Below are 25,036 nucleotides of genomic sequence, written 5' to 3'. Positions count from 1 at the left end.
CCGCCTCACCGCGTCGCGCGGTCTCTCGCCTAGCTGCGCGCCGCCGCGCCCCGTGGCGCCGCGACTGGAGCCGGGGCCATCGCAGCGCCGCGCCTTGCTGCGCCGCGCCGCCTCGCCGTGGGCAGTCTCGCCTAGCATCGCGTCGCCCGCGTCGCCCGCGTCGCTCCGGCTTCGCGTCGCTCGCTGCGGCCTCGCACCGCAACGCCCGCGTCACTTCGGCCTTGGCTGCTGGCCTGATCTCGATCCAGGTGGATGGCTCGGTTGCGTCGTGGCTTGTGTAGCCCGAAGGTCCGCCATGTCCGGCGAGAGTCGGCCGCTCTCAGGGCTGTCGGCCCGGCACCCACGCCCACGCTCGCCCCACGGGCATCGGCGTCATCCCGCCGCGCAGCTGGGGGCCTTCTCAGGATGGCGTGGCGACGCGGGGGACTCGGAGCTGGCCGGTCGGGGGGTCCTGCTCGGGTGGGAGGTACAGCCGCTGGATGGCGGCGAGGATGGCCTCGGCGACGTTGGCGCGGTAGTCGGCGGAGCCGAGCGCGGCGGCGTCGCGGGTGTTCGTCAGGTAGCCGACCTCGATCCGGACCGCTGGCATGGTCGTTCGGCGCAGTAGGTCCCACGTCTTGGCGTGCGTCCAACAGTCGACCAGGTCCGTCCGGGAGACGAGCTCCTTCTGGATGAGCGCGGCGAGTCGCTCGCCGACCGCCGACGAGCCGCGGGCGTTGCCGAAGTAGTAGCAGGAGATGCCCTCGGCCTTCGGGGAGTCGCTCGCGTCGACATGGAGGGACACGAGGAGGTCCGCGCCCTGGTCGTTCGCCCGTCGGGCGCGCTCCGCCTCGTCGGGGGACTCGTCGTCGGAGTGGACCCAGAAGGTCTCCAGGCCGGAGGACACCAGCCGGGCCTCCAGCCGGCGCGCCAGGTCGGCGACGACGTCCCGCTCCGTCAGACCGTGGGCCACGACGCCCTGGTCGTCGCCGCCGTGACCGGCGTCGATCGCGACCAGCATGCCGAGCAGGGATGGGCCGCGTACCAGCAGCCGTACCGACTCCCGCAGCATGTCCGGCCGGCCGCCGGTGACGGTCCGCTCCAGCCGCTTCAGCTCGCGCAGGGTGTGCGGGCCGCATCGCCCGTCCGGCTCGAGGCCCCGGTTGCGCTGGAAGTCGCGGACGGCCGACTCGGTACGCGGCCCGAAGATTCCGTCGCTGCGCCCGACGTCGAAGCCCATGTTCGAGAGCCGCTCCTGCAGGGCGGCCACGTCGTCGCCGATGAGTGGCTGGCTCGGCGCGTGGTAGAGCAGTCGGTCGCCCAGGCCGTGGCGAGCTTCCTCGAGGGAGCGTGCCGTGTCCGGACCGATGATGCCGTCGACCGACAGCCCGCGACTTTGCTGAAACGCGCGGACGGCACGGTCGAGGTCCTCGTCGAACACCTCGGCGCGCGTCGCGCCGTCGGCCTCCCCGTCGGGCTGGCGCGGGGCGGCCGGCAGGAAGGACAGGAAGGCCAGGGCGACGCGTGCGTTGGCCACGCGCGGTCCGCGGTCGCCGAGCCGGAGCAGCTTCACGGAAGACCAACATAGGCGATGCCGCTCATGGTCGCGCCTCGCCTCCGCATCCTGCTGCCGCCGCGGTACGCAGGGAGGCAGGTCCAGCGGGCGATCGCGGTCGGCCATGGCGCGGGGGCCGCGGCAGGACGGCCAGCGCAGCCGAGGGGCAGCGGGGGGCCGCCGAGGGCAGCGGGAGGCCGGGGCCGTCGAGCGCCGTCGAGCGCCGCGGAGGGCAACGGAGGGCAGCGGCCAAGTGCGCCAAGTGCGCCGGGGGGCCGGGGGCGGCTGGGGCGGCTGAGGCAGCCAAGGGCGGCGGGTCGAGGGCGGCGGGTCGAGGGCGGCCGAGGCAGCCTGCGCGGTGGTCGAGGGCGGCGGCAAGGGCAGCCGACGGTGGCGAAGGGCGGTCAAGGGCGGCAGCCCAAGGGCGGCGGCCGATGGCCGCTGAGCGCGGACGAAGGAGGCGGCAGCCAGGGCGGCCCGGGCGGCCGGCCGAGAGGCAGTCAAGGGGCAACCACGGGCAGCCGGGGCCCTAGGCGGTGGAATCCGGCAATCGTCCGATCGCGCGCGACGACTCGGTCAGGAACACCTATTTCCGCACGTACAGTGACGAATCGTATGCGGCTGAGGTCGCCGTTGACGGGCGATCGGCAGGTGGCTGGGGTATCCGGGTGGGTTCCGTTTCTCTGTCCGCGAGCGGCGCTCTCAGGGTCCTTTATCGCGGCTTCCCTACCGGGCTTTGCGGCCGGTGGTGTGGCGTTGTGCGGATGCTGGAAATCCGCTGCTTCGACGCGCGACCGCGCGGGCGCCTCCCGAGGAACCGCCTCGTGGTTCGCGGGAGCCTCGGCGACTGGGCGGGTGGCCCGAGGCTCCGGTCAGGTCGCCCGAGACCCGGCCGGGGCGCGCCGGTCCGTGGGTGCCCGCCGCGTCGGACCGGCGGCGTGGGCCCCAAAAGCGATCGGCCCGCCAGCCTCGCCCAGACGGGCAGAGGACTGGCGGGCCGGAGACCGGCGGTGCCGAGAAGAGCCTGCCGGGGGCAGACCCGTCGGGCGCCGGAGAGGTGCGCGTCGGGCCAAGCGGCGGGCGCCCCGCGACGGGGGCGCCTCGCCGCGCGGCCGCGCGGCTCCTGGCGGCTGACTCATCCACCGGCCGAAGCGGGCCGGCGGGGCCGGGGCTCAGATGTACTCGGCGAGGTCCTTGAGCAGGACGCTCTTCGGCTTGGCGCCGACGATGCTCTTCGCGATCGCGCCGTCGACGAAAACCGCCATCGTCGGGATCGACATGATCTGGTAGGCCCGGGCGGTCTGCGGGTTCTCGTCGATGTTGAGCTTGACGACCCGCAACTGGTCGCCGTGCGTCGCGGCGATCTCCTCCAGGACCGGGGCGACCATCTTGCACGGCCCGCACCACTCGGCCCAGAAGTCCACCAGCACGGGCTTGTCGCTCTTCAGTACCTCGGCGTCGAACGTGCTGTCCGTCACCGGGGTGGTGGCACCTGCCATCGAACTCTTCTCCTCGGGTCGACTGGGGTTGGTCTCGTCTATGGGTCGCCTGGTGGTCTTAGGCGCTTTCTTCGTGGGCGGCGATCCAGCGCTCGGCGTCGAGGGCGGCGGCGCAGCCGGTACCGGCGGCGGTGATGGCCTGCCGGTAAGTGTGGTCAACGACGTCGCCGGCGGCGAACACCCCGTCCAGGTTGGTTCGCGTCGACGGAGCCTCGACGAGCACGTAGCCCTCGTCGTCCAGCGTCACCTGGTCCCGGAACAGCTCAGAGCGCGGCACGTGGCCGATCGCGACGAACAGGCCGGTCACGTCCAGCTTGTCGTCGGCGCCGGTGACCGTGTCCTTCAGGCGAACCCCGGTGAGCTTGCTGTCGCCCTCGAGCCCGGTGACGACCGCGTTCCACCGGAACTTGATCTTCGGGTTCGCCAGTGCGCGCTCGGCCATGATCGCGCTGGCGCGTAGCTTGTCCCGCCGGTGGACGACGGTCACGGAGTTGGCGAACCTAGTGAGGAACGTGGCCTCCTCCATGGCCGAGTCACCGCCGCCGACGACCACGATGTCCTGGTCGCGGAAGAAGAACCCGTCACAGGTGGCACAGGCCGAGACGCCGCGTCCGAGCAGCTTGCCCTCGTCGGGGACGCCCAGCTTCCGGTAGGCCGACCCGGTCGCGAGGATCACGGTCTTCGCGTAGTAGGTCTCCTCACCGACCTTGACGACCTTCGGGTTCGCGGTGAGGTCGACCTCGGTCACGTCGTCCGTGACGAGCTCCGCGCCGAACCGCTCTGCCTGCTTGCGCAGGTTGTCCATGAGGTCGGGGCCCTGGATGCCGTCGGGCCAGCCCGGGAAGTTCTCCACCTCGGTGGTGGTCATCAACGCGCCACCCGCGGAGACGGCTCCCTCGAACACCAACGGGTGCAGGCTCGCGCGCGCCGTATAGATCGCTGCCGTGTAACCCGCCGGGCCGGAGCCGACGATGATGACGTCCCGGACCCCGCTGTCCTGCGCTGTCACGCCCTGCTCCCTTCACATTGCGGCCGAAGCCGCTGACACGCTAACCGCGCGGGACGGTCAGAGATTCCTGCTGGGTTCCAGCCTGCCGCCGGGCGGAACGGTACCGCGCCGCGATCCGACCGGACCGCTGGCCCGGGCTGATCCGTTCCTCGACGGGTACCCCCGCGGGGTGCCCATCGGGGCTGGCGAACGTGCGCCGGCCTTCGGCGGCCGGTCGGACGGCCGCCGACGCGACTCGGCCCCGGTAACTCTAAGTTGTCGAGACGGTTGAATGTGTCATGGTCCGTCCGAGGCGGATTTGTGTCCGCACAGTCGCAATATGTAATGGTTAAGTGCGGCTAAACGGAAGTTAAGTGCCAATAAGCGAGTTCCCCTGCCTCGACGGCCGTACTCAGGCTGCCTTCGTCGACTGCTCGGCGAACAGCGTCGCGGCGGGCAGGCGCCCGACGTCGCAGCCGAGATCGACGATGGTCAGCTGGATCCGGTCCCGGCTCGCAGGGACGAGGGCCGCGTCGGGCGCGGCCGCGGCCGGCCCGACCGGCGTTGCCGCCGGGCTGGGCGCGGTGCTCTCTCCGTCCGGAAGATCGAGGACAACCAGGACGGCGTCGCGGCCGCGATAGCTGACCTCGTCGACGGCTAGCAACGGGCTGTGTGTGGTGTCGACGAGCTCCTGGTAACAGGCCAGCAGGGCCGGAGTGGCGACGGCGGCCCACGATGCGCTGGCCGACGCCGCCGCGGTCGCGGCGAACGGCGCGGTGGCGGCGGCGGGCACCCGGCCGGCGAGCAGGTCCCTGGCGTGCTGGGCGACGTTCGCCGGGGCGAGGGCCGCGCGACTGGTCGCGATCCGGAACGACTGGACCGGGCTGGCGTTCGCGAGGGTGACCGTGCCCTCGGAGGCGGTTCCGGCCGCCACAGCGTTGGGCGCGACGGCGGCGGAGTCCGCGCTGTCCTCCCGGTCCGCCACGACGGCCGGCCCGCCTGCGGTGCTGGCGGCCGAGGATGAGGACTGCGCGTGGTGCAGCGCGACGACCAGGCCGCCCCCGGCGACCACGACGAGCAGGCACACGGCCAGGAACATCAGCCGCTCGGGCCGTGCCGCGCGGGAAAGCATCGTCGAATGGTCCGGCGGGCGCAGCGGGGTGACCCCGTGCGTGGCCATCGGCCGCCGGCGCCGGTCGGCCGCTCGACGCCCGGCGGCCGACCGGCGCTCGCCCGGCCCGCCTCGGCGGCCGCCGCTGGTTGACGGAACAGACGGCAGCGGCGCCGCGGTCAGCGCCTCCTGGATGCGGCGGGCGACGTCCGGCGGCATGCTGACGGGCGCGAGCCGGGCCAGCTCGACCCGCACGCCGCGCAGCGCCACCACGGTCTGCTGGCAGACGGCGCAGCCCCGGACGTGACGGTCCACGGAGCCCGGCGTCCGCTCGCCGTCCGCATACGCGTCCAGGAGCTCGCCCTCCGGGTGGCGCGGCCCAGGCCCGTTCGTGGCCTCGAGAGACTCACGCCCGTTCGTGGCCTCGAGAGACTCACGCCCGTTCGTGGCCTCAAGGGGCGCACGCCCGTCTCTGGCCTCCGAGGGCACGGACTCGCTCCGCTCGTCAGGACCCACCGCCGATCACCTCCCGCCTTTGGAAGACGGCGGGGGCGCCCGGCTGGTTCCCTGGGCGCAGGTAACCCAACTCGGCCGCGAGCCGGGCTCGGCCGCGCGCGGCCCGGCTCTTGACGGTCCCGACGGGCACGCCGAGCAGCTCGGACACCTGTGCCACCGGCAGTCCTTCAACGTCGACGAGCACGACGGCCGCCCGAAGCGCGGCCGGCAGCCGGGCCAGCCCGCTGGCGATGTCGAGTCGTAGCTCACCCTCGGCGTGGGCGTCCCGTGGGTCGGGTGGTTCCCGCTCGTCGCCCTCGGGTGTCGTGGGCATGGGCACGGTCGTCGGCCGGGCGGCCTGCCGGCGCAGCCGGTCGAGGGCCGCGTTCACGGTGATCCGATGCAGCCAGGTGCGGACGGCCGACTCGCCGCGGAAGGTCGCGGCCCGCCGGTGCGCGGACAGCATGGCCTCCTGGACGGCGTCCGCCGCGTCCTCGGCGTCGTGCAGGAGCCGGAAGGCGACCGACCACAGCCGGTCGGCGTTGGCGCGGAACAGCTCCGCGAACGCCGTCGGGTCGCCGGCGACGTGCCGGCGCAGTAGCTCGAGATCCGGGTCATCGCGCAGTTCGACCGCGGGATCGGGCTCGCCGACCGCGCCCTGGGCGTCACCCTGGCCGGACGCCGGTGTTTCCCGTGAAACGGACGGGTCGGGCGGAGCCGACGGTTCTGGTTCGTCGGGCTGAGCGGGCATGGCATACGACCGGACGGCGCTTGACGGCCCGGGTCAGGACAAGAACTTGATCTCGGCGATCGAGCCCTTGGTCTTCGTCGCGTCGTCCGGATCCAGGGGCAGCTTGGTCAGCCAGACGACCCAGTACTGTGCCGTCGCCTGGTTCGGCGGTACCTGGAAGGTCACCTGCTGGTTGGCCTGCCCAGTCTGGGCCCGGCCCACGATCGGGAACGCGGCGATCGAGTCCCCGTTGGCCGCCGCCGCGTGCAGTTCGAGGTCGATCGGTCCGATCGTGCCGATTGTGATGACGACGGAGCTGACGTGGGCCGGCTGACTCAACTGGATCTTGAAGCCGACGCCCTTCTTCCCCAAGCCGCCGAACTGGGCTCCGGAAGTCTGGACGTTGTACTTGGAGGTCGTCCACTGGGTCGCCGGGTTACCGTCCTTCAGGTTCGGCAGGAGATTGTCGTTCTCGCTGCCGTCGCCCGGCGACGGGTCGAACGCGGTGATGCCGAACTTGGACGCGTCGATGGCCGTGGCCGTCGACGCGGTCGGCGACGCCGACGGACCGTTCTGGGCGCCGTTGCCGCCGCCACCACCGAGCTTGAGGGCCAGCACGACCGCGAGCGTGATGATGATCACCACCGCGAGTGCGATGACGATGACCATCGGCCGGCGGCCCGAGCCGCCGGAGCGTCCCTGGACCGCGGCCCGGCTGCCCGCACGTGGCCCGGTCCCACCGGACCCGGCGCCTGACGCATAGCCGCGCTGCGCGGGTGGATATCCCTCGTCCTGGTAGCCGCGCCCGTAGCGTCGGTCGTCCTGAGCATCGGCCGGGTACCCGTCCCGGTAACGACCGCTGTCCTGGTAACCGTCGTCGTAGTCGTTGTAGCCGTAGCGGTCGTACTCGTCCTGGTCGGGCGCGGCGAAGCCGGCGGTCGACGGCAGGTTCGAGGTGTCGGGGCCGTACCCCTCGTAGCCGGTCATGGCCTCGGTGTCGGACGGCTCGTCCCCGAAGGTCATCAGGCCGGTCGCGTGCAGGGCCTCGACCGGGGTAACCGCCTCCAGCTCGGCGATCAGCTCGGCGGCCGTGGTGATCGGCTCCGTGCCGGCCTCTTCGCCGCTGAGCGCGGCCATCGTGATGGCGTCCAGGTCGCGCGGCACCGCGTGGTTGAGCTGACGCGGGCTCTGGAGCCGGCCGTAGGTGCCGTAGGGGGCCGGGGGCAGACCCGTGTCGCCGGGCAGCGGCCAGCAGCCGGTGAGGGCCGCGTAGAGCAGGCCGCCGAGGGCGGACACGTCGGTTGCCGCCGCGTCGGCGTCCGTGGGCGTGTCGACGGGCGCCGTGCCGTCGATGCCGGCCAGGACGGCGCCGACCTCCAGGTCGATGACCTTGACCGTGCCGTGGCCGGACACGATGACGTCGCCGGGACGCAGGCCGCCGTGGCGCAGCCCGCGTTCGTGCGCCGCGGCGATCACCCGAGCGGCGCCGAGGACGACCGCCGACGCCTGGTCGGGGCGCAGCGGCTGGTCCTCGACGAGCTGGCGCAGGGTACGACCGTCGACCCACTCGGTGATGACGTACGAGACCTGACCGTTCTCGGTGTTCGTGACGGTCGCGTCGTAGGTGGAGGCGGCGCCCGGGTGTACCAGCCGGCCGGAGCTGACCGCGGCCTGGAGCAGGGACTGGGCCGCGTCCCGGCGCGCCGGGTCGTCGTCGACGTGCTCGACGACGCGGACCGCGACCGGCCGGGTGAGCACCGTGTCGTCGCCGCGCCAGAGGGTGACCGGCCCGCGGGAGCTGAGAACACCGATCAGGCGGTAGCGGCGGTCGAGGACCGACTCCGCGAGCAGCGTGCCGCTGCCGTGGCCGTCGGCGGGCGAGGCGTTGACCGTCATGTCACTGTCGACGTCCGCAGATTGGGGCCGGTTGCCTGCCTCGACCACAACGCCTCCGTCGTCCCCAGCTCCATGGCGCCGTCGCCACCGTGCTCGCCTGGCCTGCTGGTCTCGTATGTCGTCGCGTGGCCTGGCCGCCCGATCTTTGCACGCACGGTGTGGCCGTGTCCGCTGGTCTGGCGTCCGTGGGCTGGCGTTCATCGTTGCTTGCCGGCCGATTGGCGATGTTCCCGGATTAGTCTACGGGGATCGCCGGAGCAGGTCGCTCAGCCCCGGGGGAAACGTCGAGAAACCATCCGTGTCAGCGCCCTGACCTCCGGGATGCCCATCCGGGTGACAGTACCGACGAACAACGGCAGTCCAACTATCGCCCCGGCCAGCACCGCCGAGAACGACCCCACGAACCCGTTGCCGAGGACATTGCGCAGCCCGTGCGCGACGGCGCTCGCGGCCGCGGCGCCGAGGCCCGCGGCGACGCTGATCCGCGCGAGCGTCGCGATGATCCGGTCGCCGTCCATTCCGCCCAGCCGGCGGCGCAGCAGCACGCAGGTCACGCACAGGCCGACGAGATAGCCGACGGTGAAGGCGAGCGCGAGGGCGAGCGCGCGGTGCTGGGGCGGCAGCACGTGGCTGATCACCACGGCCGCCGTCACGTTGGTCGCGACGACTCCGATGTTCACCAGCGACGGTGTCCGGCTGTCCTGATGGGCGTAGAACACCCTCAGGTGCAGCTGGAAGACGGAGAACGGCACCAGGGCGACGGCGAAGGCCGAGAGGGTGTCGCCGACCGACAACGCCGACTCGTAGCCGAACGCGTCGTGGTTGAACACCCCGACCGCGATCGGTCGCCCCAGGGCCAGCAGGAACAGCGCGGCCGGCACGATCGCGGTCAGGCTGAGGCGGGTCGCCGTCGACAGGTCATCGAGCACGAGCGCGCGGTCGCCGTCCGCGGCGTGCGCGCTCATCCGGGGCAGCAGCGCGGTGATCACGGAGACGCCGATGATCGCGTACGGCAGCTGGAAGAGCTGGTAGGCGTAGGTGTAGACCGGGAACGAGTTCGTCGCGGTCGACAGGTTCGTGATGACGAGGTACCCGAGCTGGCTGATGATGACCCAGAGGAACGTCCAGCCCGCCAGCCGCAGCGCCCCCCGCAGACCCGGATGGGTCAGGTCCAGCCGCGGGCGGTAGCGGAAACCGACCTTCCGCAGCGCGGGCAGCAGCGCGATGGTCATCAGCACGACGCCGATGGTCGTGCCGGCGGCGAGCACGAGCTCCTGGGTGTTGGTGATCGTGTGCGGGCCCTGCACCTGCGGAGGATGCGGCCCGGCGATGACGTAGGCGAAGGCCACGCAGGACACGATCACGACGAGGTTGTTCAGCACGGGCGTGAACATCGGCGCGGCGAACGAGCCACGGACGTTGAGGATCGCGCCGATCGTCGCGCCCACGCCGTAGAAGAGGATCTGCGGCATGAACCAGCGCAGGAACGTGGCGCCGAGCGCGCGTTCGGCCGCGGCGTCCGGCCCGGTGGCGTGCAGGTAGCTGTTGACGATCTGGGGCGCGAGGAACATGCCGACGGCGCAGGCGGCGCCGAGGAGCAGGATCATCAGCGTCAGCAGCGACGACGCGAACTTCTCTCCGCCGTCCGGATCCTCCTTGGTCGCCCGGACGAGTACCGGCACGACGACGCTGGTCAGGATGCCGCCGATCAGCAGGTCGTAGACGATGTTCGGGATCGTGTTGGCGACGTTGTAGGCGTTGCTGACCGCGCCGGCGCCGATCGTGACCGCGATCGCGACCGTGCGCAGGAACCCGGTGGCCCGCGAGGCGATCGTGCCGAGCGCCATCACACCGCTGGCCCGGCCCAGGCTCTTGCCGGTCTTGCCGCCGCTCTTGCCGGACGGGCGCTGCGCCGCTGTCCTGCCCTGCGGTGTCCGGCCGGTGGGCCCGGCGGACCCCTGGATCCGAGTCTGCTGGCCCGTCGCGCCGGCCCTGGACTGCGCGCTGGGGTCCCGGCGCGGCTGGGGAGGCTGCTGGCGTGCGCCGGACCGGCGTGGGCGCGGCTGGGCGACCGTCTCGTCGCCGCCGCGGCCGGACGCGCGGGCCACCGCCCGGTCCGTCCGCGCGACCAGGCGGTCCGGCGGGATCGGCCGGCCCGCCCCGTCCGTGCGGGCACGCTGCTGGCGCGGCGGCTCGGGTGGCGGGGTGGCCCGGCGGCCCTCGGTGCGGTGCGCGCCGAGCCTGCGCCCGTCGCGCGGTGGGAGCCGGGAGACCGGCGTCGTCGGGCGGGCCTCCGCGCGCCCGCCCGGTGTGCGGTCGCCTGGCACGGGTGGCGGGCTGCCGGGCGGGCCCGGGAGCCGTCCGGTCGGCGGTGCCGGCGGCGGCTGTGGCACGGGAGGTGGCGTGCGCGGGGTCGCGGGCAGGCGGCGGGTCGAATCCCCGCCCGCGCCCGGTCGGGGACGGCGGTTCTCTCGGTACGGCTCGTCGCGGGCGTCGCGGGGCCGCTCGTCGCGCTCCCAGGCCTGCTGGGGGGGCTGGTGGCGCGGTGGCTGCTGGTACCGCTCGTCCCGGTAGCCGGCGTCTGGCCGGCGCGGGTCGCGGTGGCCCTGGTCGGTGTTCGCCGGGTCCTGGTACCCGCGGTCCCGGTAGCCGCGATCGACGCGGCCAGGATCCCGGTAGCCCGGCTCCGGGTAGCCGTCGTCGGCCGGTCGTCCGCCGGCTCGCCCGCGGTCCTGGTGCCGGTCGTCGCCGTAGCCGTTCGCCTGCGGGCGGTCGGGCCGGTAACGGTTCGAGGCGCGCTGGTCAGGCTCGTACTCGTCGGCGTAGTACGGGTCGACCGGCTGCCGGTCGACCGGGTTGCGGTCGACGGGGCGGCGGTCGACGGACCGCGGATCCGCCGCGTAGGGATCGACCGAGTACGGATCGACGTTGTTGGGGTCGTCGCGGTAGGTGCCGTCCCGGCGAGTGGGGCCCCCGCGGCGCCGCGGTCCCCGGGGACCGTCGGGGCCGTCGGCCGGGCTCACGGCTCGCTCGGGTTGGCTGGCACCCCGCCAGCGTAGGCCCGTTCGACCTCGGTCCGTTGTGTTCCCGCGGCGTTCGCCTGGATTCGGCGGATGGGCATCGTGGCCCGATCCGTTGCCGCTGACGCGTTCGGGTCGGTCGGGGTGACGTCGGCTACTGGTCCACCCGGGCCGTCGTCCGCCCCGCCCCCGTGACGCTTGCGGCGCGACCGCCTGACCTGGCGCAGGACGACCGCGACGACGAACAGCCCGATCGTGACGTAGGTGATCGCGGTCGCGATCGAGCCGTACGCGGTCGAGCGAACCAGGATGCGCACCGGCTGCGCCGACAGCCGCTGCCCGTCCGGAGTGAGCACCTGAACGAACACCGGGAACGTGCCGGCGGCGTCGGAGCTGACCGAGATCTCCACCTGCCTGATCGCGCCCGGCTCGACGGTCAGCGCCATCCGGGCCGCCGAGCGCAGCCGGGTCTTGTCGTTCGAGGACAGCGAGAGGATCACGGTCATCGGGTAGGGCTCGTCGCCGCCCTGGCCGCTGGTGTTCTGCACGTTCACCGGAACCGTGCCGTTGCGGCTGGTCAGGGTGACCTTCGGGGAGGCGACGACCTTGACCGTGCGCTGCAGGAGGTTGATCCGGCCGTCCACCTCCTGGCTGAGCCTTACGGCGCCGGAGCGGTCGGGGCGCCAGTCGACCGACAGCGCGGTCAGCAGCGTGTTCAGCATCGGGGCGATGACGCCGGTCCGCCCGTTCGCGAACTTCGAGCCGGCGATCCCGGCATCGGTGAGGGCGCACCGCGCCGGGTCCGACGGGTTGGACGTCTTGCCGGCGCTCGTGATGACGGAGCACAGCGCCGGGTCGAGCTGCCTGACCTCGGCGCGCAGGTGCTCGACGGCGTCGACGTAGGACGTCGGGATCTCGGCGGCCTGCGCCCAGTCGGGGTAGGTGAAGCCGCGCCCGATCCCGGCGGGGCCGAACGCGGCCGTGGCGCCTGTGGACCCGGTCGAGCCGGCGTCCCCCTTGGGAGCCACTGGCAACGTAACCGGCTGGAAGAACGGCTGGTAGGTGGCGGTCAGGCTGGCCGGGAGGGCGAGGCGCGACAGCACCTGCAGGCCCCAGTCGTCCGTCGGCGGGCTCCACAGCCGGGGCAGCGCGAGCACCGCGAGCCGGCCGGTCGTCGTCGTGCTGGTCCGCTCGTTGGTGATGGTCGCGAGCTCGGCGAGCACGTCGGCGAGCGCCTGGGGCTCGCTGAGGCCGTCCTGGCTGATCTTCGGGGTCATCAGGCCGGCCAGCTTCGAGTCCGCCGCGAGCACCCGGATCGGGCCATTGGGCGTGGTTTGCACGGTGAGTGCGCTCGGGGTCTCGGACAGCGCCTTCGAAGTGGCGGGCAGCAGCCGGTCGTCCAGGATCGCGGTGGTCATGCCGACGTTCGGGTGGGCGAGGAACGCCAGCGTCGCGGCGTCGGCCAGGCCGTCGCCCGGGTAGGCCACCGGCGGCGGGTCGGAGACGCCCAGCACGTCCCGCAGCGTCTGTTCGCCGGTGTCGACGGCGCCGAGGGCGTCATTGAGCTGGCCGCTGTCGTGCTGGCCACCGGCGCGGATGAGCGCGGTGAGGTCAGCGTCGCCCCAGGGAAGCGGGAACACGACGTTGCCCGGTGTCTGGGCGAAGTGCTTCAAGGTGTCCAAAAACGACACGGCGTCGGGGTTGGCGGGTCTTTCCTGCGGGCCGCTCGGGTCGGCGTAGCTGTACGGCCCGTCGGCCATCTTCTGCACTGCCTTGAGCAGTGTCGGATCCACGGCGAGGGCGATCGAGGACGCCTGGTTGTTGGGGACCTTCGGGACAGAGTTCAGTACCCGGTAGAGGCGGCCCTTGGGCCCCTTCAGCTCCTCGGCGAGCTGGTTGTCGGTAAGCAGCCCGTCCGAGCGGATCCGGGGGTAGTCGGCGATCGGCAGGACGACGGACAGCGAGGTCGCCTTCAGCCCGGCCTGCTCGGGCGCCCAGACCAGGAACGTGTACGCGGTGCCGACTACCTTGCCGGTGGATGTGACGGCCGAGATCTTCAGCGGGTAGATCGTCAGCGGCCGCTGGAGCGACCACGGTTCGTTGATCAGAAAGTTCGTGCCGTTGACCGGGGTCGGGTCGCCGAAGCGGGTGTACTGGGCCTTGCCAGCCAGGGTCGGATCCGCCCGCAGCTTCGCAAGCTGCTCGCGAGCCTTGGTGGTGCCCAGGCTGCCCAGGCCGCCAGCCTTGATCACCGACACCTGGACGGACAGTCCCGGGGCGGCGAGCGCGGCGTCGACGTGACCGCTTACGACCAGCGGCTTGTCGGGCGAGGCGATGCCGTCGAACCCGTCGATATGGACCCCGTCGACGGTCGCGGCGGACGCCGACACCGACGACGCTGCCGCTGACGACCCCGCCGCCGAGGGCACGCCAGCGGCCGCGCTGGAGCCTGGGCTCAGGGTCGCCGTACCGCCTGTGGATAGACCTGTGGACAAGCTTGTGGACACTGTGGATGAGGCGAGTGACGGCTGGGCCGTCACACCCGCCAGGACGGCGCCCAGCACCGCGGCCACCACCGCTGCGACAACCGTCCGCAAGGATCCCCGGACGAGTGGGCGAGGCCGTGGCGTTCCGCTCATGCGCTGGCCGCCAGCAAGGCAGGCACGTCGTCCAACAGGCGCCGCTCGTCGGCGTACGCGAGCATCTCGCCCACCTGGTCGAGCGGCACCCAGGCCACGGCGCTGACCTCGACGTCCGCGTCGGACAGCTCGCCGGCCGTGCGCAGCAGCAGGTAGTGGTGCACGGTCTTGTGGATACGCGAGCGGCCGGTGACGAACCAGAAGTCGATCGTCCCGAGCGGCGCGACGATCTCCCCGGTCACCCCGGTCTCCTCCGCGACCTCACGGACGGCCGTCTGCTCGTGTGTCTCGCCGCCTTCAACGTGCCCCTTCGGCAGTGACCACAGCAGCCGGCCGCGCCGGTCCCTGCGGGCGATCAGGGCCGCGTTGGCGTGGTCCGAGCGGACGTCGAGCACCAGCCCGCCGGCCGACGTCTCCTCGACTCGACGCAGCCGCCGGCGGCTGCGGGGCGACGAGGTGGGCGGCATTAAACGATCGTACGAGCAATGCCGGGACCGCCCCTCGGGACTGTCCGGCTTGTCCGGTGCGCGGCGGGGTTCTGTTGCCGACGACACCTCGCGCGGGTGACTACCCTGCTGCGAGACCTCGGGGGACGCCCCCCCCGGACCCCGGTGCACGGCGCGAGCCCGCGGCGGGTCAGCCGATCACCGCTACCCTTAAAAGGTGTCTGTCATCAGTCTCGACAACCCGCGCGACGCCGCGGAGGCCGTGGTGGCCGACATGTTGAAGGTCCCGGCGCTGGCCGACGAGCTGGGCCGGATCTTCGCCGCGCACGGGCACACGCTGCACCTGGTCGGCGGGTCCGTCCGGGACGCGCTGCTGGGCGACCTCGCCCAGGCCAGACCGGCCTCGTCGGCGCGGCCTGCTGCCACCACGCCGGCAAAACCGGCCGCCACCACGCCGGCAAAACCGGCCGGGGAGCCGCCGGACCTCGACTTCACCACCGACGCGCGGCCGGAACGGGTCCTGGAGATGACCCGTGGCTGGGCTGAGGCGACCTGGGAGGCCGGGATCGCCTTCGGGACCGTGGGCCTCGCCCGCGCCGGGACCCGGCTGGAGGTGACCACCTACCGGGCCGAGTCCTACGACCGCGGCTCCCGCAACCCGACCGTCTCCTACGGCGACAGCCTGGAGGCGGACCTGCTGCGCCGGGACTTCACCGTCAACGCGATGGCCGTGTCCGTCCCCGACCACGAGTTCGTCGACCTGTTCGGCGGCATGGCCGACCTGGCCCGCGGCGTGCTGCGCACCCCCGGCCCGCCCGAGGTCTCCCTCGACGACGACCCGCTGCGCATCCTGCGCGCCATCCGGTTCGAGGCGAAGCTCGGGCTCACCCCGACGCCGGAGCTGGTCGAGGCGATGCGGGCCCGGGTCGACCGGCTGCGGATCGTGGCGCCCGAGCGGGTCCGCGACGAGCTGCGCAAGCTGATCGTGTCGGCCGACCCCGACCGTGGCTTGCAGCGGCTGGTCGACGTCGGCGCGGCGGCCGTCGTGCTGCCTGAGCTGCCCGCGCTGCGGATGGAGATCGACGAGCACCACCAGCACAAGGACGTCTACACCCACACGCTGACCGTGCTGCGCCAGGCGATCGAGCTGGAGGACGACGGTCCGGACGAGGTGCTGCGCTGGGCCGCGCTGCTGCACGACATCGGCAAGCCGCGCACCCGCCGGCACGCCGCCGGCGGTGGCGTCTCCTTCCACCACCACGAGGTGGTCGGCCGGGACATGACCCGCAAGCGGCTGGCGGCGCTGCGCTTCCCGAAGGACGTCGGCGACTCGATCACGCTGCTGGTGTTCCTGCACCTGCGCTTCCACGGCTACGGCACGGGCGAGTGGACCGACGCGGCGGTGCGCCGGTACGTCCACGACGCCGGCCCGCAGCTGGAGCGGCTGCACAAGCTGGTCCGCTCCGACTGCACGACCCGCAACAAGCGCAAGGCCGCGATGCTCGCCCGGCACTACGACTCGCTGGAGGAACGGATCGCGGCGCTGGCCGCGCAGGAGGAGATCTCCGCGATCCGGCCCGAGCTCTCCGGTGACGACATCATGGAGGTCCTGGGCCTGCGGCCGTCCCGGCTCGTCGGCGAGGCCCGTCAGCACATGCTCGACTTCCGGTTCGACATGGGCCTGGTCGGCCGGGACGCGGCCGTCGCCGAGCTGCTGCGGTGGGCACGGGCGCGCGGCCTGGAGATTCCGGGCGAGACCTCCGAACCCTAGGCTGGTGACCCTTCGCGGAGGATTCGCACCTCAAGATCGCGAAGAGTGGGACCGGCGTCGACGCCCAGCTGTTCGAGAAAGTGGCGCCGGGTTTCGCGGCAGACCTCCAGCGCGGCCGTTGTCCGGCCGCAGCTGTGGAGAGCGGTCACCAGAAGCAGCCGCAGTTCCTCGTCGAACGGGAACTCGACCACGGCGTCGAAGAGCTCGGCGATGGCGAGTTCCCGCATACCCAGGGCGAGGCGTGACTTGGTTCGGGCAAGAAGAGTCCGCCTGCGCAACTCGGTGAAGCGGGGCCGCCAGGTCCGGGCCAGCGCCGGCGCGAGGTCGCCGAGCGGCTCTCCTCGCCAGAGATCGAGAGAGCTGCCGAAGCTCCGCAGGGCGACGTGATGGTCGTTGTCGGCCGCGGCCGCCATGCCCTCGGAGAGGTGTTCCTCCGCCCGTGCGACGTCGACCTCGTCGTCTGCCACAACGAGCCGGTACCCGCCGGGCGAGGTCTCGATGACCTCCCGTTCGCGTGCCGACGTCTGGAGTGTCCTTCTCAGCTCCGCCACCAGGTTTCTGACCTGCGGGACGGCCGTCGCCGGGGGTGCCTCCCAGATCGACTCGACAAGGCGGTCGAGCCGTACGACCTGGTTGCGTTGCAGCAGCAGCGAGGCCAGCAGCGAGCGTGCTCGGATGCCGGTCACCGGGGCCTTGGCGCCGGCGACTGCCATCTCAAGCGGGCCAAGCATCGCGAACCAGAGGTCTGGTCCGTTCGGGTCCGGGAGCCCTTCCGCTGAGAACGACCTCAGTGGGGCGACCGACATTCATCTCTCGCTCTCGGTGTGCACGGGCCGGTTGCGGGGAGTGCGATCCGGGGTGGCGATGTCGTTCCGGCGCACCGACTGTAACTAGATGGGCGCGGAGCCGCGACTGATCGCGCCAAGCGGTTCCGGGGGTGTTTCCGTCGCGCCGGCTTCGAGCGGGCCTCGGTCGGGCTGATCCGCGCCTGTACCCGCTGGTCCGACGGCCGCCACGGAGAAGGCCAGAACCAGGCCGAGAAGCGGGAGAGCCGGCGGGACGTACCGATAGTCGAACCCGGCCGTCATCGGAGGCAGCAGAATGGACAGGACAGCGAGCATGAGGACGAGACCCAGCCGACTGGATTCCCGGTGGCGTAGGCGCCCGACCACCAGACCGATCACTCCGACGATCAGAAGTACGCCGATCAGCGGGGCTGGCAGGTACACGTGGCGCTGGTACGAAGATATCCACCCGGCGGCCGGCTCGTAGGAACGGGTGACGAAGTCGCCGTGGTCGTACGACCGGAGATCGCCCTCGATCTGCGCGCGGTTGTTCCTGCCGTCAAGCGGAGGCGGCGGTGCGCCGAACAGGTACTGACGGGAGACGGACGCGCCGGGGTAGTCATCGAGGCGGGAGCGGAACGTCCGTAGGAAATCGCTCGCGACGGCCTTGGCGTAGTCACCCGGCTGCGCGCGGATCGCGCGTAGCGCGAAATCCATCGCCAGGCTTTCCTTCGCGGGATCGAACGTGTCGCCCGGGACGCGATACAGCGGCGAGTCCGCGTGCCAGATGTAATACGACGAGGTCTCGCGCCGCCCCGCCGGCTCGGTTACGCAGAGCACACGAAGACGGCGTGGTGGATTCATTCTCGCGCAGTCCGCGAACGGCGCGGTCCGCGAGTACAGAAAGATCCCGGCACTGCCGGACGTCTCGAACGAGCCGTGTACCGAGGAATACCAGGCGCAGTAGGACACCACCGGGACGGCGAGCGCGCAGCTGAAGGCGGCGCACGCCCGCCAGCCAGGACGCCGCGCGAGAAGCCACAGGACCACCGCGACCGCCAACGGCAGCCCGACCGACCGGGTGACGGCCGCGCCGGCCAGGCATGATCCCGCGACGGCGGCGATGCCGGGCCGCGGCGTGCGGTCCCACAGCAGGCTCGCCACCGCCACGGAGATGAAAACCATATAGAGCGTCTCCGAGAGAACGAGATGCTCCAGCTGGATCTGATACCCGTCGAACAGCACCGGGGCGGCCGCGAGCGTCGCCGACCAGGCGGGGAACGAGTGCCGCCTAAGGAGGACGTAGATCGTGATGCCCGTGAGCAGCCCGAGGAAATGCTGCGCCACGGCGACCAGGAGAAAGCTGTGGAAAGGCTCAAGCGCCCGCAGGAACAAGGAGTAGCCGGAGGGCCTGACCACATAGGGGGACAGTCTTAGCGCGCCGCCGACGTACTCGTAGCTGTCGTTGAACCAGGCAGCCGGTCGATAACCGGCGACCGCCACCGCCCGCACCAGTGTCGCCGCGGTCAGGGTGAGCAGAAAAAGGCGGTGGCGCAGGGCGCGGCGCCACCGTTCGGATGCGCGTTCCCATTTGCTACCGGGCGTTCGCGTGGTCACGACGCCCCCATCAGCGGGCGTCGGACCCTGTCAGGGCGGCGTCTGGTCCGAGGCCGGTTGACGTGCGCGACCCGGCGTGCCCGAGGTCGCGAATAGGGCGTTTTGCGGGCATCGGGGCAAGTTTGTCAGTGCGACATAACCGGCAGGTATGTGCGACATAACTTCGCTAAACGCCCGAGCCACTACCCAATGTGATTGCCGCGCGGGGTGCGTGCTCGGTCAGGGAACCGAGACGTCCGGGCTGGCCGCCGTGCCTGCCACCACGACGGCCGGTGTCGCCGGCTCGGACGTTCCGGGCCCGATCGCGGCGGCGTCCATGTGAATCCGCAGGTCGGCCGTGTGCCGGCGCGCGGCCAGGTAGTAGATCACGCCGGCGAGCAGGTACCCGGCTCCGGCGGCGACGATCGTGCCGGGCGAGTGGCCGTTCTTCGGCACCACGAGCGCGGCCACCGCGCCGGCGCCGGCGAAGGCGACGTTGAACAGCAGGTCGTAGAGCGAGAAGGCCCTGCCGCGGTAGGCGTCGGGGATGTGCTCCTGGACGATCGTGTCGACGCAGATCTTGCTGGCCTGCGCGGAGAAGCCGAGTGGCAGACCGGCGAGGACGAACAGCACGGAGGAGTAGGGCAGCCCGCAGGCGATCTCGACGACGCCGCCGCCAACCAGCACGATCAGGATCCAGCGTGCCCGGGGGATCCGCGCGGTGACGGCCGGAGTGGCCACCGCCGCCAGCACCGTGCCGATCCCGCTCGCCACGGCGACGGCCGCGAGCCCCCAGAGACGGCCGTCGCCGCCCTTGAAGTAGTTGGCGTAGAGCAGGATCGTCATGAACAGCACCAGCCCGTACGCCGCCCGCGACGCGGTCAGCGCGGCCAGCGCCCGCCGGGCCGGGCCGGCCCGCCACAGCACCCGCGCCCCGTCCGCGAGGTCGAACGCCACCCGCCGCAGTTGCTCGGTGCTGCCGGCCCAGCCGCCGGCCTCGACCGGGCCGAACATCCGCCGGTCGGCGAGCGTCGCCGCGGTCGCGGCGGCGCCCAGGTAGGCGAGCCCCGCCAGCCCGGCGACGAGCGCGACCGAGGCGTCGTGGCCGCCGGTGAGCCCACGCACGCCGGTGCCGATGCCACCGCCGACCAGCGCCGCGACGGTGCCCGACGTCACGGACAGCGAGTCGGCGCTGACCAGTCGATCCAGGTCCACCACCATCGGCAGGCCGGCCGAGAGTGCCGCCAGGACGAACCGGTTGACGCTTACGGCGGCGAGTGCGACGACGTAGAAGTCCGCGCCGGTGTGCCCGGCCGCGATCAGGACCGCCAGGATCGCCAGCAGGGCCGCGCGGATGAGCGAGCAGTAGACCAGGACCCGCTGGCGCGACACCCGGTCGAGCACGATGCCGGCGAACGGCCCGATCACGCTGAACGGCAGCACCACGATGGCCAGCGCGGCGGCCAACGCACCCGGCGACGTGGCCCGCTCCGGCGAGAACAACACGTAGCTCACCAGGCTCGCCTGGAAGATCCCGTCGGCGGTCTGGGACGTCAGCCGGGACGCGTAGAGCGCCCGGAACCCGGGGACGACCAGCAACTCCCGTAGTTTCCCCGCCCGCGCCATATCCCGACAGCCTAGAAGCCTCGGCGGCCACCAAGGGCCGGTGGTCGTCTGGTGCGCGGCGTGCCTAGAGCGTCACATCATGTCGTCAGCAACCGGCGAAGTGCGCCCAACCCCATCACAACCAGTGTTGCGTTTGGCAAGGATTCTTCACTAGGCGTTATGTTCGGGCCTCTCGTACCCAGTGTCGCGGAGGTCCGGTCCGATGGCCGACGCACGTCACCGCCCCCGTCACCGTCCTGCCAGTCGGTCTGTTGCTCCGGTCAAGATTTTCATCGCTGCCGTCGTTGTGCTTCTGCTGGCGGGTGGCGGCTACGTCGCGAGCACCAGGCTGGTGAGCCGCGACGAGGCGCGGGCTGGCTGTGCCCAGACGATGCCGCTGACGGTGCGCACCGGGTCCACGCTCACCGCTCCGCTCACCCAGATCGCCGCGACTTACAACGACAAGCGGCACCAGGTGCTGGGCAAGTGCGTCCAGGTCAAGATCGAGACCGTCGACAGCGGGCAGACGGCCGAGGCGATCGCCTCCGGCTGGACCGATCAGCAGTACGGCCAGGCGCCGGACGTGTGGGTCCCCGAGTCGGCCGATTGGGTCGCGTTGGCGAAGGCGAGCCCGGCCGGGGTGAAGATGCTCGGCGACGCGGGCGCCGTGGTGGCCAGCTCCCCGGTTGTGCTTGCGATGCCACGGCCGATGGCCGTCGCGCTCGGCTGGCCGGACCGGCAGCTCAGCTGGGCCGACCTGCGCGCGAACGAGAACTCGACCTCCTTCTGGGCCGGCCGCGGCCACCCCGAGTGGGGCGACTTCAACATCGGGTTCGCGAACCCACAGACCTCCGCCGTCGGCCTCGCCGCCGTGCTGAACGTGGTGGCGAGCACCGTCGGCCAGCCGTCGTCGGCGCTCACCGCGGCGCAGCTCACCGGCGACCTGAACACCAAGGGCGCGATCCTCACGTTCGAGCGTGGTGCCGACCTCGTCGCCGACTCGGACACCGACCTGCTCGGCTCCTACGTCGGCTGGGGCAAGAACGCCCCGGCGCAGATGTCCGCGCTGGTCATGCCGGAAAGCCTGGTGTACCAGGCGAATGTCGGGACCAGCGCCACGGTGGCCAGCGATGACTCGATCAGCGCGGGCGCGTTGCGGCCCGCCGCCGTGCCGCTCGTCGCCGCCTACCCGACCGACGGCCTCGTCGTCGACGAGGCGAGCTACCAGCCGCTCGGTCTTCCAGCCGGCTCCGACCGGGCGGCCGCGGCGGCCGACTTCCGCGCCGAGCTGACCGGCTCCGAGGGCCAGGCGGCGTTCCAGGCGGCGGGGTTCCGCTCGCCGGACCGGCAGAACCCCAAGCTCACCGAGAGCCTCGGCCTCGTCCCGACGCTGCGCACCGAGCCGCGCGCGGTCCTGGACGGCAAGGCCATCGCCGCCGCGCGGAACACCTTCATCGGGATCCACCGGCGCGGGAACACGCTGGCGGTGTACGACACCTCCGGCTCGATGGACCTGCCGGTCGCCAACAGCGGTGGCAAGACGAGGCTGCAGATCGCCGTCGGCGCGGCCGACGCGGCCATTCCCCTGTTCGCCAAGGACAGCCGGCTCGGCCTGTGGCAGTTCTCCACCAACCTCGACGGCACGAAGCCCTACCGGGAGCTGGTGCCGGTCGGGCTGATGAACGACGAGGTGGGCACCGGCACCCGCGAGGAGGCACTGGTGGCCGCCGTCAACGGGTTGAAGGCGAAGGGCGGCACAGGGCTGTACGCGACGGCTTTGGCGGCGTTCGAGAGCCTCTCCGCGCAGTACCAGCCGGACAAGCCCAACCAGGTGGTGCTGCTCACCGACGGGCAGAACGACGACCCGACGAGTTCGATGACCCTCACCCAGCTGATCGCGACCTTGAAGGCCGAGTACAACCCGAAGGCGCCGGTCCACATCATCACGATCGGCTACGGCGCGGACGCCGACATGGACGCGCTGCGGCAGATCTCCGCGGCCACCGGCTCGAAGACCTACCCTGCCCAGGACCCCAACTCGATCTTCCAAGTCATGGTCAACGCCCTGACCGACCGCTGACCGCCAACTCCGTCTCCAGCGGAGGTCCCGACCCTGGAGCAGCGCCTGCAACAGTCGTCGCCGTCCCGCCCGATCCAGGTTGCGGAGGGCGCTAAGCGCCCGAGCAGGCAAGGCGGCCAGAGGCGCGAAGCGCCGTCTCTGGCCAACGCCTCACTCGGCGCGGCGGCTGATCCTTCGGACGGGTGTGCCACCGGTCCCGATGACATACGACATCACCAGGTGGTTCCAGCCGCACTCGGCGCACACCTCGACGACGTAGATCCGGAGCTCGGCGAAGCGGCCGGCCAGGGCCGGCAGGTCGTCGCTGGCCCACGCCCGCCCCGAGGTGCCCCCCAGCTCGTCGCCGTAGCCGTAGGTGACGTTCACCAGTGGGTCGCCGGGTTTCGGGCGGTCCGGGTCGCCCGCGTGGCAGACCGGGCAGCTCCTGGTGGTCGGCTCGCCGTGATAGCGCGCGGCCCGCAGCAGGTACGGGTTGGCGTCGCAGAGCTCCAGCCGGGAGACCCGGCCGGCACTCAGGTCGGTCAGCACCGCCCGGCGGGCGAGGGCGTAGTCGATGATCGACCTCGCTCCCGGCCCGGGTCCCATGGATGCCACGGTACCGCCACACCCTGACCTGGCAGCCCCCGTTCGACGGCTCCGGGCGCCTTTGCACCCGGAGTTGCGAACTGTCCGACAGCGCGCTTCCCGACCGATCCGGGTCGGTCCTGCTCCGCGGATCCGAGCCTGGTTGGCGATCGGGGGGTGGTGGCCTTGGCGACGACGCGGCGTCTGCCTGGAAGGTCATCACGGCGCCGCCGTCCGGACACCAGTGAGACATCCCCTGTTGCCATGGTCGTCCCGAGTCGTCTAAGGTCGATGTATCGGCTCGATATGTTGCGTCGACACGTCGGCTCGACATGTTGGCACGACATATCGAGGTTCATCGGGGCGGAGGGGAGGGCGGCGCGATGTTGGAGCTCGCGGTGCTCGGCATCCTCTCCGAGAGCCCGATGCACGGGTACGAGCTGCGCAAGCGGCTGGCGGCCGTGCTTGGGGCCTTTCACCGGTTCAGTTACGGGTCGCTGTATCCGCTCCTGCGCAAGCTGCAGGCCGAGGGCTTCGTCACCGCCGACGACGCCGGTGCGGCCTCCCGGATCGGTGGGCGCAGCCGGGTCGTCTACACCCTCACCGCGGAGGGGAAGGAACGGCTCACCGAGCTGCTCGGCGAGGGCGGCCCGGCCTCGTGGGAAGACGAGATGTTCGGCGTCCGCTTCGCCTTCTTCGGGAAGACCGACGCCGCGGTGCGGCTGCGGATCCTCGAAGGCCGGCGCACCCGGCTGGAGGAGCGGCGGGAGAAGGTCCGTTCGGCGCTTTCCCGCACTCGGGAGCGCTTCGACGCATACACCCTTGAGCTGCAGCGTCACGGGCTGGAGTCCGTCGACCGTGAGGTCCGTTGGCTCACCGAGCTGATCGAAACGGAACGCGCTCACGGTCAGCCCGGTATGGCGGATCTCGGCTTGCCGGAGCCAGCGCCGCAGCCGCAGGCCACTGTTCGGCCGCCCGAAGTTCGGCCATTGGTGCCACCCGCGGCACCATCCGCAACATCCCAGGACCCCGACGGTGAGGTCCCCGGGCCCCGGTGAGCGCCGCAGACTGACGCGGCGCCCCGCTGGCCCACTGTCCCGCATGCATTCCGCGTAACTAAAGGAGTAGACCGTCATGGGTTCGGTACGTGTCGCCATCGTCGGCGTTGGCAACTGCGCCGCGTCTCTCGTCCAGGGGGTCGAGTACTACCGCAGCGCCGACCCGTCCGACCAGGTACCTGGGCTCATGCACGTCCAGCTCGGCGACTACCACGTCTCCGACATCGAGTTCGTCGCCGCGTTCGACATCGACGCGAAGAAGGTCGGCCGTGACCTGGCCGAGGCCATCGGCGCCAGCGAGAACAACACCATCAAGATCGCTGACGTCCCGCCGACCGGGGTGACCGTCGCTCGCGGCCACACCTACGACGGCTTCGGCAAGTACTACCGGGAGACCGTCGAGGAGTCCGACGAGGAGCCGGTGGACGTCGTCGCGATCCTGCGGGAGACCCGGGCCGACGTCGTGGTCTGCTACCTGCCGGTCGGCTCCGAGGACGCCGCGAAGTTCTACGCCCAGTGCGCGATCGACGCGGGCGTCGGCTTCGTCAACTGCCTGCCGGTCTTCATCGCCGGCGTGCCCGAGTGGGCCGAGAAGTTCCGCGCCGCCGGCGTGCCGATCGTCGGTGACGACATCAAGTCGCAGGTCGGCGCCACCATCACCCACCGGGTGCTGGCGAAGCTGTTCGAGGACCGGGGCGTCATCCTGGACCGCACGATGCAGCTCAACGTCGGCGGCAACATGGACTTCAAGAACATGCTGGAGCGCGACCGGCTGGAGTCCAAGAAGATCTCCAAGACCCAGGCCGTCACCTCGCAGGTGTCGCACGACATGGGCGCCCGCAACGTGCACATCGGCCCGTCGGACTACGTCGCCTGGCTGGACGACCGCAAGTGGGCGTTCGTCCGGCTCGAGGGCCGCGCGTTCGGTGACGTCCCGCTGAGCCTGGAGTACAAGCTCGAGGTCTGGGACTCCCCGAACAGCGCCGGTGTGGTCATCGACGCGGTCCGCTGCGCCAAGATCGCGCTGGACCGCGGCATCGGCGGCCCGATCCTGTCGGCGTCGAGCTACTTCATGAAGTCCCCGCCGGAGCAGTACCGCGACAGCGTGTGCCGCGACAAGGTCGAGGCCTTCATCCGCGGCGAGGAGTAGTCGTCCTCGCGCACTCCTGAGTACGCACAGCGACGAGGGTCGGGCAACCGGAGGGGGTTGCCCGACCCT

General features: G+C 71.7%; 17 protein-coding genes. 4 read left to right on the top strand and 13 right to left on the bottom strand.

Going from position 1 to position 25,036, the window contains the following annotated elements; genetic code table 11:
* Window positions 1-400 precede the first annotated feature (400 nt).
* The 9 genes from FRAEUI1C_RS35705 to FRAEUI1C_RS35660 form a co-directional block, all read right to left on the bottom strand.
* Window positions 401-1,552, bottom strand: a complete 1,152-nt coding sequence (locus FRAEUI1C_RS35705) for an N-acetylmuramoyl-L-alanine amidase (protein ID WP_041259859.1) — start codon at window positions 1,550-1,552, stop codon at window positions 401-403.
* 1,154 nt (window positions 1,553-2,706) lie between these two features.
* Window positions 2,707-3,033, bottom strand: coding sequence for a thioredoxin (gene trxA, locus FRAEUI1C_RS35700; protein ID WP_013428268.1), 327 nt, complete (start codon window positions 3,031-3,033; stop codon window positions 2,707-2,709).
* A 58-nt stretch (window positions 3,034-3,091) separates the two neighbouring features.
* Window positions 3,092-4,042: a thioredoxin-disulfide reductase gene (trxB, locus tag FRAEUI1C_RS35695; RefSeq protein ID WP_013428267.1), complete on the bottom strand. Its 951-nt coding sequence runs from the start codon at window positions 4,040-4,042 to the stop codon at window positions 3,092-3,094.
* A gap of 391 nt (window positions 4,043-4,433) precedes the next feature.
* Window positions 4,434-5,447: an RsmA family anti-sigma factor gene (locus tag FRAEUI1C_RS37060; protein ID WP_157735237.1), complete on the bottom strand. Its 1,014-nt coding sequence runs from the start codon at window positions 5,445-5,447 to the stop codon at window positions 4,434-4,436.
* Between the two features lie 190 nt (window positions 5,448-5,637).
* On the bottom strand, window positions 5,638-6,378 hold the full coding sequence (gene sigM / locus FRAEUI1C_RS35680; RefSeq protein ID WP_013428265.1) for an RNA polymerase sigma factor SigM: 741 nt from the start codon (window positions 6,376-6,378) through the stop codon (window positions 5,638-5,640).
* A gap of 33 nt (window positions 6,379-6,411) precedes the next feature.
* On the bottom strand, window positions 6,412-8,253 hold the full coding sequence (locus FRAEUI1C_RS35675; RefSeq protein ID WP_232425242.1) for a protein kinase family protein: 1,842 nt from the start codon (window positions 8,251-8,253) through the stop codon (window positions 6,412-6,414).
* Window positions 8,254-8,519: 266 nt separating this feature from the next.
* Window positions 8,520-11,276 (bottom strand): murein biosynthesis integral membrane protein MurJ, encoded by a 2,757-nt coding sequence (murJ, locus tag FRAEUI1C_RS41520; RefSeq protein ID WP_013428263.1) that lies wholly within the window; start codon window positions 11,274-11,276, stop codon window positions 8,520-8,522.
* Window positions 11,273-13,663, bottom strand: coding sequence for a DUF6049 family protein (locus tag FRAEUI1C_RS35665; RefSeq protein WP_013428262.1), 2,391 nt, complete (start codon window positions 13,661-13,663; stop codon window positions 11,273-11,275). The genes murJ and FRAEUI1C_RS35665 overlap by 4 nt, the downstream gene beginning before the upstream one ends.
* Before the next feature lie 245 nt (window positions 13,664-13,908).
* Window positions 13,909-14,379, bottom strand: a complete 471-nt coding sequence (locus FRAEUI1C_RS35660; protein ID WP_013428261.1) for an NUDIX hydrolase — start codon at window positions 14,377-14,379, stop codon at window positions 13,909-13,911.
* Between the two features lie 196 nt (window positions 14,380-14,575).
* On the opposite strand from FRAEUI1C_RS35660, the gene FRAEUI1C_RS35655 reads away from it, so the two are divergent.
* Entirely contained in the window at window positions 14,576-16,129 is a 1,554-nt protein-coding gene (locus FRAEUI1C_RS35655) for a CCA tRNA nucleotidyltransferase (protein WP_013428260.1), read from the top strand.
* Here FRAEUI1C_RS35655 and FRAEUI1C_RS35650 read toward each other — a convergent pair.
* From FRAEUI1C_RS35650 to FRAEUI1C_RS35640, 3 genes are all read right to left on the bottom strand, one after another.
* Window positions 16,126-16,842: an AfsR/SARP family transcriptional regulator gene (locus tag FRAEUI1C_RS35650; RefSeq protein ID WP_157735236.1), complete on the bottom strand. Its 717-nt coding sequence runs from the start codon at window positions 16,840-16,842 to the stop codon at window positions 16,126-16,128. The genes FRAEUI1C_RS35655 and FRAEUI1C_RS35650 overlap by 4 nt on opposite strands.
* Before the next feature lie 177 nt (window positions 16,843-17,019).
* Window positions 17,020-18,531 carry a hypothetical protein gene (locus FRAEUI1C_RS35645; protein ID WP_013428258.1) on the bottom strand — a complete coding sequence of 504 codons (1,512 nt, stop codon included), beginning with the start codon at window positions 18,529-18,531 and terminating at the stop codon, window positions 17,020-17,022.
* Between the two features lie 219 nt (window positions 18,532-18,750).
* Window positions 18,751-20,136, bottom strand: coding sequence for an MFS transporter (locus tag FRAEUI1C_RS35640; protein WP_013428257.1), 1,386 nt, complete (start codon window positions 20,134-20,136; stop codon window positions 18,751-18,753).
* Between the two features lie 286 nt (window positions 20,137-20,422).
* Here FRAEUI1C_RS35640 and FRAEUI1C_RS35635 point away from each other — a divergent pair, with 286 nt between their 5' ends.
* Entirely contained in the window at window positions 20,423-22,195 is a 1,773-nt protein-coding gene (locus FRAEUI1C_RS35635; RefSeq protein ID WP_232425241.1) for a substrate-binding and VWA domain-containing protein, read from the top strand.
* 150 nt (window positions 22,196-22,345) lie between these two features.
* Here FRAEUI1C_RS35635 and FRAEUI1C_RS35630 read toward each other — a convergent pair whose 3' ends face one another.
* Complete coding sequence (locus FRAEUI1C_RS35630; protein WP_041259856.1) at window positions 22,346-22,780, bottom strand: DUF5318 family protein; 435 nt, start codon at window positions 22,778-22,780, stop codon at window positions 22,346-22,348.
* 362 nt (window positions 22,781-23,142) lie between these two features.
* Here FRAEUI1C_RS35630 and FRAEUI1C_RS35625 point away from each other — a divergent pair, with 362 nt between their 5' ends.
* Together FRAEUI1C_RS35625 and FRAEUI1C_RS35620 are read left to right on the top strand one after the other, a co-directional pair.
* On the top strand, window positions 23,143-23,817 hold the full coding sequence (locus tag FRAEUI1C_RS35625; protein WP_013428254.1) for a PadR family transcriptional regulator: 675 nt from the start codon (window positions 23,143-23,145) through the stop codon (window positions 23,815-23,817).
* 76 nt (window positions 23,818-23,893) lie between these two features.
* A complete protein-coding gene (locus FRAEUI1C_RS35620) occupies window positions 23,894-24,967 on the top strand; it encodes an inositol-3-phosphate synthase (RefSeq protein ID WP_013428253.1) in 1,074 nt (357 codons plus the stop codon).
* Window positions 24,968-25,036: the final 69 nt, after the last annotated feature.

The sequence above is a fragment of the Pseudofrankia inefficax genome (assembly GCF_000166135.1).
Taxonomy (GTDB): Bacteria; Actinomycetota; Actinomycetes; order Frankiales; family Frankiaceae; genus Pseudofrankia; species Pseudofrankia inefficax.
The sequence above is the reverse complement of the archived record's forward strand: the minus strand, read 5'-3'. Positions and strand labels throughout refer to the sequence as shown.

Coding starts and splice junctions, on each gene's coding strand:
- trxA (WP_013428268.1), bottom strand. CDS start 3,033: ATGGCAGGTGCCACCACCCCGGTGACGGACAGCACGTTCGACGCCGAG.
- sigM (WP_013428265.1), bottom strand. CDS start 6,378: ATGCCCGCTCAGCCCGACGAACCAGAACCGTCGGCTCCGCCCGACCCG.
- FRAEUI1C_RS35675 (WP_232425242.1), bottom strand. CDS start 8,253: ATGACGGTCAACGCCTCGCCCGCCGACGGCCACGGCAGCGGCACGCTG.
- FRAEUI1C_RS35660 (WP_013428261.1), bottom strand. CDS start 14,379: ATGCCGCCCACCTCGTCGCCCCGCAGCCGCCGGCGGCTGCGTCGAGTC.
- FRAEUI1C_RS35650 (WP_157735236.1), bottom strand. CDS start 16,842: ATGGCAGTCGCCGGCGCCAAGGCCCCGGTGACCGGCATCCGAGCACGC.
- FRAEUI1C_RS35640 (WP_013428257.1), bottom strand. CDS start 20,136: ATGGCGCGGGCGGGGAAACTACGGGAGTTGCTGGTCGTCCCCGGGTTC.
- FRAEUI1C_RS35630 (WP_041259856.1), bottom strand. CDS start 22,780: ATGGGACCCGGGCCGGGAGCGAGGTCGATCATCGACTACGCCCTCGCC.
- FRAEUI1C_RS35625 (WP_013428254.1), top strand. CDS start 23,143: ATGTTGGAGCTCGCGGTGCTCGGCATCCTCTCCGAGAGCCCGATGCAC.
- FRAEUI1C_RS35620 (WP_013428253.1), top strand. CDS start 23,894: ATGGGTTCGGTACGTGTCGCCATCGTCGGCGTTGGCAACTGCGCCGCG.